This is a genomic window from Comamonas sp. B21-038, from assembly GCF_022387135.1.
GTDB lineage: Bacteria > Pseudomonadota > Gammaproteobacteria > Burkholderiales > Burkholderiaceae_C > Comamonas > Comamonas sediminis.
On sequence record NZ_CP092462.1, the window covers coordinates 2,843,098 to 2,856,919 of the forward strand.

Genomic DNA, 13,822 nt, shown 5'->3' on the forward strand with positions numbered 1-13,822 from the left:
TTGCAGAAAATTTAGCTCTTGACAAAGCAATAATTTCTCTGTTAAAATACAAAGCTTTGCAAAATTTTTAGGCATTCAGATTCACTTTGGAAGGAGGTTTGCAATGTCCAATTTCATCTCCTTTGTCGTAGATCAGAGCAAAAAACCTCAGAAATCCGAAGAAGCAACTAGTGCAGCAAAGAGAGTTGAGGGGCCCGTATTCATTGACCGTGATCGGATGGATCGTGCACTTGCAGGGCCATTCTTTACGTTGCCCGAAGGTCTCACGCCGGCTGAAATCGTTGCGCATTTCCGTAAGATGTCTCGCCTGCATAAATGAGCTATACGGTCAAGTACTCAATTCAATTTCTAAAGGACTTCGATCATTTCCCAGAAGATCAAGTTCTAAAAATTGCTAAATTCGCCTCTGTTTTTCAGCAGCACGGACTGGCTGATCAGACAAAGTTCGAAGGAAGGGTGTCCCCTTCATGGATGAACCTCCCCACCAATCATCCAGACTACCAATACACGCTTTCGAGACACCTGTGGCACTACCACATTGGAATTCCGCAATATTCTGGAATGCAACAATGGAATAGAACTTCTGATTGGGTGCTCCATTTCCAATGGCCGCAGCGTGGGCCCACTGTCTGGTTGGTAGACGTATATGCCCACCACACCAGCAGCGGAGCGTTTTATCTTCCTCCGCCAACTGCGCTTGCAGATCAAGAAGAAACAGATCCCAGCTAACCCTCAAGCCACCTCCGGGTGGCTTTTCTTTTGCCTTGTAGCTAGCGAACTCCTGCAACACCTCATAAGTTAGCAGCTCCTGCAGCGAAGGCTAGCTAAGCCGAAGTTGGCCAAACCCCACAACACCTTACGCGTCCATAAGCGCAGACTGAAGGCTCCTGAACTATGGAGATCGACATGAGCTTTCGCACGCGATTTTTGATACAACGCATCGACACGCTGTTCCTGGAGGGCCGCTTGGCTGAGCCGATTGAGCTGGGCACATGTGAAGGGCAAGTACGCCAGTGGGAATTTGAGAAGATGAAGAATTTGGCCTGGCAACGCTATCCTCATCTGGCGCCCCTCTTCACACGCCCTCCTTTGACGCCATGGGCCTAAACCCCTCCCCCAACCGCCTCCGGGCGGTTTTTTTGCCTAGGCCTGATACCACGCCTTCCAGTCGAAGGCGAAGTGCAGCAGCGGCTACGCCTTTCAACATTGGCTAGTTTGGCCTGCGCCAAGCAATGCCTACGGCTGCTACATCGGTCATATGGCGTGCCCAATAAAAAAGGCCCACGCCAATGCGTGAGCCCATGAAAAAGGCCCGCCGAAGCGAGCCTGTGCGTTTAAAAGCTGAACAAAAATCAGACGCTGCGCACTGTGTAAATTACCAGCTTGTCACAATATGTATCACCGCCTAGGATGAACGATTTCAACAGGAGAGCATGTGGCACATTTCATCGTGACATTTAGGATTGAGAGCAACTCTAGCTATCAAAGCCGCTACGAGTCGTTTATGAAAAAGGCATATGAACTAGCTGGAGGCTCTCCAAAGACCTGGGAAGAGACTACTTCGTTTTTGTCTTTTCAAGCTACTGGCTCAGCTGACTCGATACGAGACAGTCTCTACCTAGGGAGCGAATTCAATGCGATCTGGGACATGATGGTGGTGATTGATCTTGATGCCCGAAAGAAAGCAACAAAGGGAGACGTTAAGTATTTGAGCACTCTGACCAGCAATTTAGGCTTCTGAGAGACCTGCGCGACGCTCAATCTCAGAAATTTGGCATTCAACGCTTCTGATTGCATCTTCATTAAAGGCAATACATTGATTGATGCTCGCGAGATTTTTTTCAGCCTCCGCTTTGCGCAATGCCAACTCTCGCAACTTGCCCTCATGAGAGAGCACCGTTTCTACTAGGACACGGTATTCATTTCGCATTTGTACACCTAAGGTAAAAAATGATTGGCGCAGTCATTGCTGTCATCGTTCTTCTTCTCATAGTCGGGGCTAGTCTGTACGACAAAGAGGAGCTGAAGCGCTTACAGGTCCTAAAGAACAGGAGGCGCTTCGGCGGCAAGAGACTACCGCCAGCGGAACTGCAAGAACTCGACAAACTGCAGCGGAAGTATTGGTGGTATTAACTAGCTTCTGCGCGCAGTTTCCTTCGGTGCGAACTCACGCAGTGTCGCTAGTGCCTCGGCCTCGATGACCATCAAGTACTCGTGCAGTTCATCCCAGGCCTCCCCAGTGGCCTTGCGGTCCATCAGTGGATAGATGGCCTCCCATCGAACACCCAGTGGCACCCCGCCCATAGCTGGGTAGACCCATCGGGTGCCAATCATCATTGCGATGTCCAGCGCGGCTTCGTTGTCGGGCCAGACTTCGATGATCTCGGGCTCTGGGTAGTCCTCTAGCTCGAACCCTGCAGCTTGAGCCTCTGCCTCTGTGACAGGAGGCTCAAACAGGGATCGAGCTATCTGCTTTAGTTTCCCAGTTGGCCGGTGAACAGAGCTGCGTCGTACTTACCCAGCACCTTGGCCAGCGAACCGCCGCACTGGTCTTCCAGCACGATCAGGCTGTCAACGCTGAACTCGTCTTCTAGGTTCCAGCCCGCAACGGCGCCGGCCACGATCTCGGCCGCTTGCCGCATGCCGTCCTTCACCAAGTCCTCGAACGAGAATTCAGCCTTCTCGGCCGGCTGCTCGACGCCGTCTGCGGTCTTGCGGTGTGCATCACGGATTGCGGCCCACTCGCTCTTTTTCTGAGCCTTGGCAGTGAACACCACATCGAACTCGTCGCCATCGAGGTTCTTCACGGTCACGGTCAGTGGGAAGGTCGGCGACTTGCCGGCCATCAGTTTCAGGCTGGTCACAGGTACAGTTTTTTGCTTTGCCATAGTCTTGTCTTTCAGCGGGAGAAGTTAAGCCCGTGCGCAACCGCCCGCCCCGCTGAAGGAGCGAAGCGGCTGCGTCGGTGCAATGGTTGTGGACGGAATGCCCGGATTACGCTGGGTAGCGCGTGGACTTGTTCTGAGCGTTGAAGGTGCCCTTGACCACGACGGCTTGGCCTTCGGTCAGGGTTTCTTCTTCGTTGAACGACACCTTGGCGGGGATCAGTGACAGAGCGCCGGTCTTTGCACGCTGACGCACCACGGTGTCAGCGTTGGTGTCGGACAGCATGCGCAGCGCTTCGTAAGCAGGCGAGCCGATCATGTCGGCGTCCATGTCAAAGGTACGCTGCACCGCGTTGAAGCCGTCGTTCAGAACGATTTCGTTGTCCGACTCGATGAACTTCACGTTCACGGTCTTGGCATCGCCGCCGCTGGTGGCGTGGTTCATGGTGCGGTCCAGGTCCACCCAGGTGCTGACCTTGCGCGCCGAGCCTGCGCCCTGACCAGGCGTGAAGAATTCGGTGTTCGTGGTGTCGCAGCGTTCCAGAGTGTAGCTGTCAGCCGTCACACCCTTGACGCGGAAAGCACGGAAGTTCATGCGACCCCAGGCCGAGAGGATCAGCGCGATGTCGCCATTGGCAAAGCCGTGGCCGACAGAGCTGACAACAGCTTCTGCTGCGTTGGAGATGCCGCTGATCGTTTTCGAGGTGGAGAGCGCGGTGGCAACGGAGGTAATAGTACCTGTGGGAGTACGGGCCATTTTGAGCCTTTCAGAAATGAAAAAAGCCGCTCGGCACATGCTTTGCGGCTAGGTTTCGCCCTCATCGGGCACAAAAAAACCACCTCACGGTGGCATTAGGTTTTGGCGAAGCGCCCTATGACGGGTACGCCTCCCAGAAGATGGAAACAGGGACGGTCCAGCGGCCCTCATCGGGCGTTCCGGAGGAAACGGTAGGCGTCTTGTTCAGTTCGATGCGAAAGCCCGGGCCCTGAATGATCTGAGCAGGCTTGAAGTGCTGCTTGAGCTGGTCGGCCATAGCATCAGTCACCTGTCGGCCCTTCCCTTCCGGGTAGCGCAGCGTGATCTGCAAGATGCCTCGCTCTTCCGTCAGCGTCCCCTCTATGCCCAGGTCCACCGGACTATTCACCAGGTGATAGCAGGCTTGGTATGGGCCTTCAGGCGGCTTAAATGGCACGTTCTCGAAGGCCGTAGGCAGCACGCCCGGCATGGCGAGCAGCTTTCCTTCAAGCAGTGCTTTGATTTGTGAGAGGGTCATTTGACAGATTCCACTGCGCGCTTCACTGCTTTGGCGAAGTCTTGAACGGTCAGACGCACCATGCCACCGGGCGCTTGTTTAGAGTGCCCGTACTCCAATTTCTTGGCATACGGCAAATTGTTCGTAAGAAAGATCGTCTGCCCAGGCTTGAAGCCTTCCAGCACGACCTTTGCACGGCCCAATGCATCGCTACGAGGCTCGCTGTCCACGGACTCATTCATTGAACCCAGCCCGACCTGCCAGTTGGACTTGAAACGCCCACCTGTGTAGTTCTGCCCTGCCTTGAGCTTGTAGTTCTCTTTGAGCTTCTTTTTACCCATGCGCGCGACCTTCTTTTCACCTTTTGCAAGATCGGCATTGATTGCGCCAACCCACAGGTTGTGCGTCTCACGCGCATACATGACGCTCTTGTTGGCCTTCCACAGGTCAGGATTGCCAACAGGAGACTTCTCAATCATGTTTGACTGCAACTCGATAGCGGTTCGGCGAGCAACTTCCTCGCACTTTTCGCCGGCCTGCAGACAGACCTTCGCAAGATCATCAGAAAAACTCATGAGGCCCTCACTATGCAGTCGTGCAGGACGATGACGCCGGCTGGCTTCAGCGGCCTATTTCGGACCACCTGCACGACTTCTGAGGCCACAGTCAGCACATCACCCGCATCAGGTTCAAACGCGGCATCTGGAGCGATCAAGGCACGGCGGTCGCCGATCCTGACCAACTCCCCGTCGATCTGCCGGTTGTCGAACTCCAGCAGCGCGACCGTGCATGGTGACTGCAGCTCCACAGGATCGGTCGGGCCCGTTTCTGGGTCATAGCCACCAGGCGTAGAGCGAGAGATCGCCCCTGCTTGGCCGAAGCGATCCAACAGCCGCTTGGCAGTCGCAGCTGGGCGGGTGTAGTCAAACTTGGCCATATCAGTACCCTTGATAAATCCCACAGTTGGCGCACATATGGCCGTCAGGCGTCAGGTAGAAAAGCTGGTTGCCACAGTTGCACTCCCTCACCATCTGGCCTTCGGCTGGCGAAAACTCAAACTTCCACCGACCTTTGTGCGCCTTGCAGGAGGGACACTCCAGTTGAGTTGTGCCCGTTGGAGCGACTGCTGTCCACTCGTGGCCACAGCCTAAGCAAAAGGCCTGCCCTGCGCCGTGCTGAACGGCAGGTATGGGGCGGTTGAATGGAATGACAGCCATCTAGGCCCTCACAAACTTGACCTGCCCCACTCCACCAGTCGTCATGCCGCGCATCAAGGCATCAATCACGCCGAAGCGCTTCTGACCGCCGTTTGCAGGCTGTGCGTACTTGGTAGTGATCGGCCCCACCGATTCTTCGGTGACAGCCTGGGCGTCCACATCGGAGAACAGCGAGCCATCAGCTGCCCGTAGCGCGGCTTCACATGTGGCGTGCTTTACGGTATCGGCAACGGGGTCCAGGAACTCAGGCCGGATGCTGTACATGCTCACGACATACTGCGTGCCGCGACGCAGAGCAATCTCTTGCTTGGCCTCATCAGCCGGCCAGTCGTAGCCCATGCGCTCCATGTAGCTCTTCGCTTCTGCCAGGGACACTAGGCTGTCATAGCCTGCCAAAGGAGCGGTAATCATCGGCATAAAGTAAGCTCCGATCTAAGGAGAAAATATGTGCGACATTGCAAAAATCCATCGCGGCGTTGTCAGCCTAGCGCTAACAGCAGCCGGCATGGCATCCCTCGCGTTCGGAAGCTATTGGTTGTTCGAAGCGAATACAAGCGCTGGATTAGCCGGTCTAGGCGCAGGACTGGTGCTTCTGTTCGGTGCGACGATTGATCAGTTTGAGATGCTCAAGGGCCTTGGCGTGGAAGCGAAGACTCGAATAGATCAAAAGGTTAATGAAGCGGAAAAGATCCTCGCTCAGATGAAGAGTCTCGCGGCATCCACTGCTAGCAGTCTCATAGAGTTCATGTTGCTGAAAGCAACCGACCTACCGGAGGAGGTGCTCAGTACAGAGTTGCGAGCGCGTACGATAAAGTGCAAAGAACAAAAGAAATGATGGCTGCGACTGGAAGTAGCCAAGATGCTATGCGCACAGCAATGACTCCTTGGCTCATCAATACAGCACACGCCCTATATGGGCACTTAGCGAACCCAATTCATGCAGCGCTCCGTATCCGCTGCGTAGAATTGAAAAATGCAGCAGGGTCAAAAGAATCGATTGAAGCAAGAATTAACAGCATCAATGATTTTCTCCATGGAGACAGGAAAACTTTGCGAGAGCAAACTTTTTCAGATCTCACCCTGCTTATCGAAGGCCTGAGCAACGCGCCAGAACTTGATGAAAAAAGCCGAGTCAACGTCGCCAAGTTAGTCAAGGTTTCGCTTAGTGAACTCGCCTATCTCAACGAAGAGCTGGCATTCAAGAATAGGTATTACTGGGAAAATCTCCCGCAGCTGACTGTGGAATTGGACAGCTAACGACTCGTCACTCCTGCGCCGGGGCAGGCTTTCGGCCACGCTTTGCAGCGGATTGCTCGCCCTCAGCCTCGGTGGATTGTTCCTGCGCCGGAGCAGGCTTGAACTGAGCGTCGATGATCTTGAAGCCCTGAGCGCGCAGTTCGGCCTTGCGTTCAGGCGACACAGGATGCTTCTCGTATGCGATCTTTTCGGTCATGGTTTCTCCAAAGAGAAAGGGGCCGAAGCCCCCTTCAATTACTTGGCTGCGTCGCCAATGGTGATAACACCAGCGGTGTGCTTGTTGCTCGTGGCACTCTTGACCCAGTTAGCACCTGTGCCGATCTCAGCGTCGCTCGGAGATTTGCCACCGTTCACCTCATCCCAGGTGTAGCCCTTGAGGCCCAGGCCAAACGTGTAGTCAACCTGCATGGTGGTCTCGATGCGCTCCTTGCCGTTGCTTGTCTCGATGTTCGAGATCAGGTCGCCGCCATCTGAGACCGTCGCAGCACCCTCGGTGAGCGAGAGCACGTTCAGTTTGGCAGGAGCCGGTGATGCAGCAGCAACAGAAAGTGCCGGAGCATCAGTCACCACCACCGCCTTGCCCAGAATGTCCACCACGCGCACGTTCTGCGACTGGAACAGCTGCTGCGTGTTGGTCAGGTTGGCACCAATCAGCTTGTGATAGGTGACGCCGTTCATGATCTGAGCAACCAGGTTGCCGCTGTGATCACCGAACTTGCCATGGGCCTCGTTGATCGCGACATAGCTGATGCCAGCCGTTGCAGAGACATCGTTCCTCACCGCAGTGTTGTTGCTGATCGCGGCTACCAGAGCAGCGATGGCGGTATTGAGCTGGTCTGCCATCAGTGCCTCAGCGAAGTTGCGCGAGGCCACCTCGATTCCCTCCGCTGTTGGCTTATTGAGCCAGGTCAGCTGCGAAGGCTCGAAGCGGATAGGACCGAAGCCACCAGCCACCTTCACCGAGCTGTGCTTGAGCTGGGTCAGATCGGTAGGAGTTGCGTTGCCGTTGGTGGCATAGCGGTCAACGCGGCGTTGCGCGCTGTGGATAGCTGCGAAGAAGGACTCCTGCAGGAAGTCGCCATCGAAACCTTCAGTGGTCAGGCGAATAGAACCGGCGCTGGCCTGGTTGAATTGCTGGACCATCTGAGCGAGAGTTTCGATGGTGGCAGGCATGATGTATTGGTTAAACACCTGCATTTGGGAGAGAGACATATTTAGCCTTTCGAGAGTTCAGGGAAACGGTTGGCAATAGCGGCTGCCCGCTCTGTGCGAGATCCGCCGAAATTGCCCTTTGCTTGGTTTTGTCCGCCAGCGTTGTTACTGCTACCTGCTCCGCCGCCAGATGCACCTGTGCCCTTGAGGATTTGCTCCTTGTATGGGTACTGGTCCACCAGGGCCTCAAGCGCTTCGTCAAACTCTGCGAGTTCTCCCGGCCGAGAGCGGCTGAAGATCTTGTTACCGGCTTGGTCGTAGGCAACGATCTTTCCTTCCTCAACCTTGAAGGCTTGGCCAAACCGGGCTTGCACCAGGTCAGCGGGAATTGCGAAGCGCTCAGAGATGAGCTTGGAGCGGTTGAAACTACCGCCGATCTTTTCTGCGTAGAGGTCGCCTGTGATCTTGTCGAGCGATTGCTTGGTGCGAGCCAATTCCTCGGCGTGCGCCTTGCTTGCAGCTGCGACCTGCTCCTGGGCAGCTTTCTGAGCAGCGGACTTGATCTCTTCGACCTTGCCTGCTGCCATCAGTTTGCCCTCATCAATGTTCTTGATGGTCTCCAGAGCTTTGCGCGCTGCTTCGCCGTCCTCGATGCCCTCGAACGCCTTCAGCTTGCCCTCCGCAGCCTCCTTGGCCTCGCGATGGGTTTTCGCCTCAGCGTTGAGTGAAGTGATCTTGCTCACTGCAGCCGGCGCATCGAATGCGACCTCCTTGCCATCGTCATGCAGATAAACGGGCTTGCCGTCTTGCACAACTACATTGCCTTGATCGTTCAGTTTCAGTTTCATTTTTGCTGTTTCCTTGGCTTTCCAGCCTCAGTACGGTTGCCGATTCCTCGGCTGGACGCCCTACTCCACTTCCTTGTTTTGGGCATGAAAAAGCCGCATTGGATTGCTCCATGGCGGCTGAATAAAAGTGATCGACCTATTTGGTCCGAATGGTGACTAAAGGATCCAGATGGGTCGCAACTAGAATGCTGGACTTCAAGTTTTTCCGGGAGTAACTATGTCGTCCACATTGACGCCTTGCCCCAAATGCAAGTCAGAGTTTGTCTACGCTGATGGCGCTTTGTTGAACTGCCCAGATTGCGCCCATGAGTGGTCATCCGAGGGCAATGAAGAAGCAGAAGAATCCGCTATTGTTATTAAGGACGCTGTCGGCAATGTGTTGCAAGACGGAGACTCCGTAACAGTCGTCAAAGACGTGAAAATCAAGGGCTCCTCGCAGGTCGTCAAGGTTGGAACCAAAGTTCGCAACATCAAACTGATCGGAGGCGATCATGATATTGACTGCCGCATAGACGGCATCAGCAGCATGCAGCTCAAATCCGCGTTCGTGAAGAAGGCTTGACCCTCAACTGAGCCTTGGTAAGCTAAGTTACTTCGCGTGGACCGCCTTCGGTTTCGGCGTTCTCGGCTTCCGCTCCTTCACTATACGCGGCTCATCAGGCAACATGAAGGAGTGAATACCCTGCATATGGCATTGGTAGCAAACCCGGTCATGCCAAACAGTCCCGCGCTTATAGTGGCCTTTCTCATCCAACTTTGCGCCTACGGTGGTCGTCATCATGGTCGTCCCGCCGCATTTCTTGCACTGGAGCACACCATCAGGTAGCGGCAAGCTTTTAACCACTTGCTGTAGCTTCTCTGCCGGCGTCTGCTCTCGGGGTGGAACGATGGATAGTTTGGTCACCGGCCAAGTCTACTCAAAGACCAGCCAATTCAAAAGCCCGCTTGTCCCGCTGCCGAAGCTCGTCCAGGGTTAGAAACACGCCCTTGTGAGAGTACATGTCCGCAAGATCAAGTTTTCCGTCACGCATAAGTCGCGCTCTCGTTTGGCCTAGCACCTCATCCTGGCGAGCGGCTGACTGCTTCTTGAGCCAGTCCCCATAGCTCGTGTCAGGTGGCACCTGGCCATCCATACTCGCCCTACTCTTGTTGCGCATCTCCAGGTCCGGCAGGTCAATCCCCAACTCCTTGTTGGATTTCACCACAGGGATGGACGCTGAGCGGCAGCGCCAGTGCAACCTTCCAGGCCCAGCGCCCCAGGGGATCTCGTGCCCAATCGGCTTGTGCGTCTCGGGCGTGTAGAGCTTGCCGTCGCGGATTCGGCATTCCGGCGTTGTCCGCAGGTCCAGGGTGGCAGACCATTTCAAGCCCTTGAGCACATCGGAGTTCTTGGCGTAGAAAGCGTCGTGGGCATTCCCAGCTACATGGCCAAGCGCCGTTCTCACAACAGCCTCGACATCGCGCCGTGACTTCTGCAACAAGCCATCAGCGTAACCCTTCGCCTTGGTGCCGCGCAACTCGCGAATGATCTGGTCTGTCGTCTTGCCTTCAAGAAAGCCCTGAGCAATCGATTGCCGAACCTGCTTGAAGGTCTGCGCTGCCAGGTCCTTCCACACTTCCCTTAGCAGCACGCCTTGGAATGGTCGGGACATCGCGGCCGAGTAGACCGCGGCCGTGGACACGGATGCAATGTGGACCGATGCCGGCGTAAAGCTGAGCAGCATCTGATTCAGATACGCCGTCTCGTAGTCAACGAACACCTTCAATTCGTTCAGCAACTTTTCGCCCATTTCAGCGTTGCCGCCAGCGATCATCGATCGCACGCTAGCAAGCATCGAAGTCAAGCGCTCAGCCTGGAGGTTCGGTCCATCAACGCCCGTCAGGATCTCAGCGAGTTCAGCAGCCATCCGCGCATTTGAGCGATTCAGAATCGCCATGATCCGAGCAACGACGTTGTTAGAGTATCCATCCAACGCAGTCGCATGCCGGATCATCTCGTCGCGAATCAGTTCATTTACCGTCGCCATTCATGTTCCCCAGGCTTGGCCCTTCAGCCTCGACCGCAGCGATCTCCGCTTCTGGATCCAGGTTTGGCGACACAACGCCAATGCGTTGGGCCTCCAACAGAGCCTGCCGCTTCGTAATGAGTCCACCTTGCTGGAAGCTCAAGATGAGCTGAGCAGTGGCTTCAGACAGTGAGCCGGCTGCAAAGTCCTTGAACAGTGACACATGACCCCCTTGTGGGAGGCCGAGCCATTCAGCAGTGAACTGCAAGGCTTGGTCTAATGAGTCCTCAAACGATTCAACTATGCGCTGGAGGTCACTCTTGTTTGCCTCGGCATCATTTGCAGCTTCAGTCGCAGTGCGCTGGCCAGGCTTTGCTGTTAGGAGTTCGGCCCCAGTTTGAACCATCTGCGATTCAAGTGAGTCGAGCTCTGAGCGTCCAACCGTCACCGATTCGGCAGAGCCTTGAATCACCTCAGCCTTTGCCTCCGGATTTTCAAAGCGCAGTGCGTAAGCAGATCCGGCTGACGGAGAGGCAAGCTCACCGTCGTTGACTCCCGTAAACACCAACATGCGCTTTCGGGCAAACCGTGCAGAGTCGTCTTGATCAGACTGTTGTTGCCAGTGTTTGACGTTTAGGTGCGCCAGGTCCAGTAGCGGCGGAGTGCCCCACATGAAGCCCTTGCGGATGCCATAGATCGGCACGAAAGGAATGCGCTTGATTGTCGTTGTACCCTGTTCGAGCAGCGCCCAACCACCCGTGTCTTCCTGCCAGATCTCCCAGCGCCCTGGCGTCAACACACGGACACGGTTTACAACCTTCACTTCATAAGGGCCGTCATCAACTTCAGCGGTTTCCAGAATTCGAAGCTGAAGCAGTCCAGGCTTCCCGTCCACCACACCGGTTTTCCAGCCCAGAAGCTGGTGATGCTTCACGTGCACCCAATACGGCCGAGCGCCGAGCGCCTTTTCATCTGCTTGTGTGCGTGCTTGTCCCTCTGTACGGGTGTAGTCAACGAGAATGCCGCCAAACCCAAATGCCACCGCTTCACTCATCAAGTCAGAGCTGAATGCATGCAGGCTGCGCCCCTCGCCATCTATGTCCTGAGACAAGTCTTTGATGCGCTGAGGAACATCCTCGCCAAGAGTCAATTCCTTCGCAAACGGCTTGCCGGTCATCACGCCTACTGTGCGCCCCAACGCAGGAAACAATGTGGACGTTTTCAGCCGGTACTCGTAGTCTTCGTCATCTTCCCGGGGCTGCTGCGGCAGCAGGGTCTTGCCTGCCTTCCGCATAGCCTGAGTGCCCCCCATAAGAGGATCAATCACCGCCCATGCTTCAGCCATCCGCTTGACCGTTTCGTTTTGTTGGTTGATAGCTGTCATGTTTTCCTTACCAGCGGAATGTCTCTACCTTGGCGGTGCGCTTCACAATCGGCCACTTGTTGGCTATCACATACCCAGCTGCATCGATAACGTGGTCCACGCCACTTGATTTGTCTGGCACGCCGTTCTTGTCATAGGCCTGCTGCTCCAGCGCATCGGTCAGCTTCGGGCATCGGTCTGTGTTGACCAGGTAGCGCCGCTCACCCTCTCCGTTCAGGATCAGGGCATTCACGGCATTCACGCGGTCCGCAACAGCCGGATTGGTTGAGTTCACACGCACTGTCAGGTCATGCGCCTTCAGGATGCTCAGGTCTGACTCGGTCGCGTTCTTGCTGCTCGCGTTTTGCCCAGAGGCATCCGGGAACACCTGCACCGCATGGCCCTTGGCCTTGTAGCGCTCGTTAAACAGCTTCGCCATATACGGCGTATCGCGGCCGTCCGTGATCTCATCCACCGCCACCGGCCAGCCATCGCGCAACACATAGACCACCGCAGCCATCGCCAGGCGGTTGAAGTCCATCCCGATCATGACAGGCTCACCGGCTTGCAGTGATGCATCGGAGTGGTTCAGCCGGCGGTCAAAGTCTGGATAGACACTGCCCGCCGTCAGGTTCGTGAACTGACCGCGCAGATAGGCGTCGATCAGTTGCTTGGGATAGCTCTCATAGAGAGACTGGATGTAGTCATCAGGAAGGTTGGCCGCGTTGTCGAATGTGCTGGCCTGAACCATCCCATACAGCTTGCCCAGCGCAGCGCGCTCTTGTGGCTGCTTGTGGAACCGCTGATAGACGAACTTGAAGCCCTCAGGCGTCGTCGTCACATCGATCCCGTTTTTCAGCCCGTCCACCTTATAGCGCATCCGGGCAATGATCTTGTTCCAGGCCTGCTCCGCTTTGACCGCCTGCATCACGTCCAGCTCATCAACCAGTGCATGCCCGATCTTGAAGCCCACGATGTTAGAAGGCTTCTCCATTGACCGGCAGATGATCGTCGTGCGGTACTGCGAGCCGCTGAACAGGTGAACTTCCTTGTTCGCCTCTTTGATGTCAGCCTTCAGGCCCCAGTCAAACGCAACCTCGTCAATCGTGGGGAAGAAGATGTCCCGGATCTGCGGATAGGTCGGCGCAAAGTAGCCCTGGTTGACTTTGGGCCACTCCCAGGCATTGCGGCACGTTGATGCGCAGCCGGCCCAGGTCTTGCCCGAACCGAACCCGGCGACGTATGCGCGGTATTTATGAGGCAGCTCCAGGAACCGAGCCTGCGGAATGTTCAGGCTCGGCATGCTTTCTTGCGTCCTTTACTGTCACTTCGATCTTGACTGGCACGGGTTGGGCGTTCTCGCCCTCTCCGCCCTCGTCTGGCTTGTCGCCGTAGACCTTGGGCCTGAGCTTCCCGGCCATCCATTTGCGGGCGTCAATCCGAAGCCGGTTGCGCTGCACTGCGACGTTGTCAAACACCACCTCTGTGTTGCCTTCGCCGTCATCGTCTCGACTGCCATGCTTATCGGCTCGAACCATCGTGCAATCCTCATCTGCGATGTCGAGGATTTCATCGAATAGCGCGTCGGCCTGGGCCTCTCGCGCACGCACGTATTGGTCTCGGAACTTCTCGTGGCTTCTCAGCCACCGAAACACTGTCGCCTTGCCTGGCATCTTGTCGCCGAGACAGATGCTCCTGAGGCTCTCCCCATCTGCAAGCCGTTCACATATCTGGTCAGCTAGGACAAGGGTGAATTTTGTTGGCCTCGCCATTCGCCCCTCCTTATAAGGCTCCCGCAAGCTTTTCGCCATTTACGCCAAGCTACGGAACTAGCCCTACCT

General features: G+C 55.7%; 22 protein-coding genes. 7 read left to right on the forward strand and 15 right to left on the reverse strand.

Features of this window, described 5'->3' with window-relative positions; all coding sequences use genetic code 11:
• The first annotated feature begins 103 nt into the window (after positions 1-103).
• The 4 genes from MJ205_RS13010 to MJ205_RS13025 all read left to right on the forward strand — a co-directional run bounded on the left by MJ205_RS13010 (position 104) and on the right by MJ205_RS13025 (position 1,741).
• Positions 104-319, forward strand: coding sequence for a hypothetical protein (locus MJ205_RS13010; protein ID WP_239808855.1), 216 nt, complete (start codon positions 104-106; stop codon positions 317-319).
• On the forward strand, positions 316-729 hold the full coding sequence (locus tag MJ205_RS13015) for a hypothetical protein (RefSeq protein ID WP_239808856.1): 414 nt from the start codon (positions 316-318) through the stop codon (positions 727-729). The genes MJ205_RS13010 and MJ205_RS13015 overlap by 4 nt, the downstream gene beginning before the upstream one ends.
• A gap of 165 nt (positions 730-894) precedes the next feature.
• The gene (locus tag MJ205_RS13020) at positions 895-1,107 is read left to right on the forward strand and encodes a hypothetical protein (protein WP_239808857.1); all 213 of its coding nucleotides are present in this window, start codon (positions 895-897) and stop codon (positions 1,105-1,107) included.
• 328 nt (positions 1,108-1,435) lie between these two features.
• Positions 1,436-1,741 carry a hypothetical protein gene (locus tag MJ205_RS13025; protein WP_239808858.1) on the forward strand — a complete coding sequence of 102 codons (306 nt, stop codon included), beginning with the start codon at positions 1,436-1,438 and terminating at the stop codon, positions 1,739-1,741.
• On the opposite strand, the gene MJ205_RS13030 is transcribed toward MJ205_RS13025, so the two are convergent.
• The 8 genes from MJ205_RS13030 to MJ205_RS13065 all read right to left on the reverse strand — a co-directional run bounded on the left by MJ205_RS13030 (position 1,730) and on the right by MJ205_RS13065 (position 5,772).
• On the reverse strand, positions 1,730-1,930 hold the full coding sequence (locus tag MJ205_RS13030) for a hypothetical protein (protein ID WP_239808859.1): 201 nt from the start codon (positions 1,928-1,930) through the stop codon (positions 1,730-1,732). The two genes, MJ205_RS13025 and MJ205_RS13030, sit on opposite strands and share 12 nt — an antisense overlap.
• Before the next feature lie 203 nt (positions 1,931-2,133).
• The gene (locus MJ205_RS13035) at positions 2,134-2,469 is read right to left on the reverse strand and encodes a DUF1799 domain-containing protein (protein WP_342395184.1); all 336 of its coding nucleotides are present in this window, start codon (positions 2,467-2,469) and stop codon (positions 2,134-2,136) included.
• 5 nt (positions 2,470-2,474) lie between these two features.
• The gene (locus tag MJ205_RS13040) at positions 2,475-2,888 is read right to left on the reverse strand and encodes a phage tail assembly chaperone (RefSeq protein WP_239808860.1); all 414 of its coding nucleotides are present in this window, start codon (positions 2,886-2,888) and stop codon (positions 2,475-2,477) included.
• Positions 2,889-2,994: 106 nt separating this feature from the next.
• Positions 2,995-3,642 carry a phage tail protein gene (locus tag MJ205_RS13045; RefSeq protein WP_239808861.1) on the reverse strand — a complete coding sequence of 216 codons (648 nt, stop codon included), beginning with the start codon at positions 3,640-3,642 and terminating at the stop codon, positions 2,995-2,997.
• A 115-nt stretch (positions 3,643-3,757) separates the two neighbouring features.
• Positions 3,758-4,159 carry a phage tail terminator-like protein gene (locus MJ205_RS13050; protein WP_239808862.1) on the reverse strand — a complete coding sequence of 134 codons (402 nt, stop codon included), beginning with the start codon at positions 4,157-4,159 and terminating at the stop codon, positions 3,758-3,760.
• Entirely contained in the window at positions 4,156-4,713 is a 558-nt protein-coding gene (locus tag MJ205_RS13055; protein WP_239808863.1) for a hypothetical protein, read from the reverse strand. Before MJ205_RS13055 ends, MJ205_RS13050 begins: the two co-directional genes overlap by 4 nt.
• A complete protein-coding gene (locus tag MJ205_RS13060; protein ID WP_239808864.1) occupies positions 4,710-5,075 on the reverse strand; it encodes a hypothetical protein in 366 nt (121 codons plus the stop codon). Before MJ205_RS13060 ends, MJ205_RS13055 begins: the two co-directional genes overlap by 4 nt.
• Before the next feature lie 280 nt (positions 5,076-5,355).
• On the reverse strand, positions 5,356-5,772 hold the full coding sequence (locus MJ205_RS13065; protein ID WP_239808865.1) for a DnaT-like ssDNA-binding protein: 417 nt from the start codon (positions 5,770-5,772) through the stop codon (positions 5,356-5,358).
• Between the two features lie 28 nt (positions 5,773-5,800).
• Here MJ205_RS13065 and MJ205_RS13070 point away from each other — a divergent pair, with 28 nt between their 5' ends.
• Positions 5,801-6,190 (forward strand): hypothetical protein, encoded by a 390-nt coding sequence (locus tag MJ205_RS13070; protein ID WP_239808866.1) that lies wholly within the window; start codon positions 5,801-5,803, stop codon positions 6,188-6,190.
• Entirely contained in the window at positions 6,187-6,612 is a 426-nt protein-coding gene (locus MJ205_RS13075; protein WP_239808867.1) for a hypothetical protein, read from the forward strand. Before MJ205_RS13070 ends, MJ205_RS13075 begins: the two co-directional genes overlap by 4 nt.
• A 7-nt stretch (positions 6,613-6,619) precedes the next feature.
• On the opposite strand, the gene MJ205_RS13080 is transcribed toward MJ205_RS13075, so the two are convergent.
• The 3 genes from MJ205_RS13080 to MJ205_RS13090 are packed head-to-tail and all read right to left on the reverse strand — an operon-like array spanning position 6,620 to position 8,612.
• Entirely contained in the window at positions 6,620-6,808 is a 189-nt protein-coding gene (locus MJ205_RS13080; RefSeq protein WP_239808868.1) for a hypothetical protein, read from the reverse strand.
• A gap of 38 nt (positions 6,809-6,846) precedes the next feature.
• Positions 6,847-7,824: a major capsid protein gene (locus tag MJ205_RS13085; protein ID WP_239808869.1), complete on the reverse strand. Its 978-nt coding sequence runs from the start codon at positions 7,822-7,824 to the stop codon at positions 6,847-6,849.
• Between the two features lie 2 nt (positions 7,825-7,826).
• Positions 7,827-8,612 carry a DUF6651 domain-containing protein gene (locus tag MJ205_RS13090; RefSeq protein ID WP_239808870.1) on the reverse strand — a complete coding sequence of 262 codons (786 nt, stop codon included), beginning with the start codon at positions 8,610-8,612 and terminating at the stop codon, positions 7,827-7,829.
• Between the two features lie 217 nt (positions 8,613-8,829).
• Here MJ205_RS13090 and MJ205_RS13095 point away from each other — a divergent pair, with 217 nt between their 5' ends.
• Positions 8,830-9,174: a zinc ribbon domain-containing protein YjdM gene (locus MJ205_RS13095; protein WP_239808871.1), complete on the forward strand. Its 345-nt coding sequence runs from the start codon at positions 8,830-8,832 to the stop codon at positions 9,172-9,174.
• Between the two features lie 355 nt (positions 9,175-9,529).
• Here MJ205_RS13095 and MJ205_RS13100 read toward each other — a convergent pair whose 3' ends face one another.
• The 4 genes from MJ205_RS13100 to MJ205_RS13115 are packed head-to-tail and all read right to left on the reverse strand — an operon-like array spanning position 9,530 to position 13,792.
• Positions 9,530-10,639 (reverse strand): minor capsid protein, encoded by a 1,110-nt coding sequence (locus tag MJ205_RS13100; protein ID WP_239808872.1) that lies wholly within the window; start codon positions 10,637-10,639, stop codon positions 9,530-9,532.
• Positions 10,623-12,002 carry a DUF4055 domain-containing protein gene (locus MJ205_RS13105; protein ID WP_239808873.1) on the reverse strand — a complete coding sequence of 460 codons (1,380 nt, stop codon included), beginning with the start codon at positions 12,000-12,002 and terminating at the stop codon, positions 10,623-10,625. Before MJ205_RS13105 ends, MJ205_RS13100 begins: the two co-directional genes overlap by 17 nt.
• A 7-nt stretch (positions 12,003-12,009) precedes the next feature.
• Positions 12,010-13,284, reverse strand: a complete 1,275-nt coding sequence (locus MJ205_RS13110; protein ID WP_239808874.1) for a terminase large subunit domain-containing protein — start codon at positions 13,282-13,284, stop codon at positions 12,010-12,012.
• Positions 13,235-13,792, reverse strand: coding sequence for a terminase small subunit-like protein (locus tag MJ205_RS13115; RefSeq protein ID WP_239808875.1), 558 nt, complete (start codon positions 13,790-13,792; stop codon positions 13,235-13,237). The genes MJ205_RS13110 and MJ205_RS13115 overlap by 50 nt, the downstream gene beginning before the upstream one ends.
• Between the last annotated feature and the right edge of the window lie 30 nt (positions 13,793-13,822).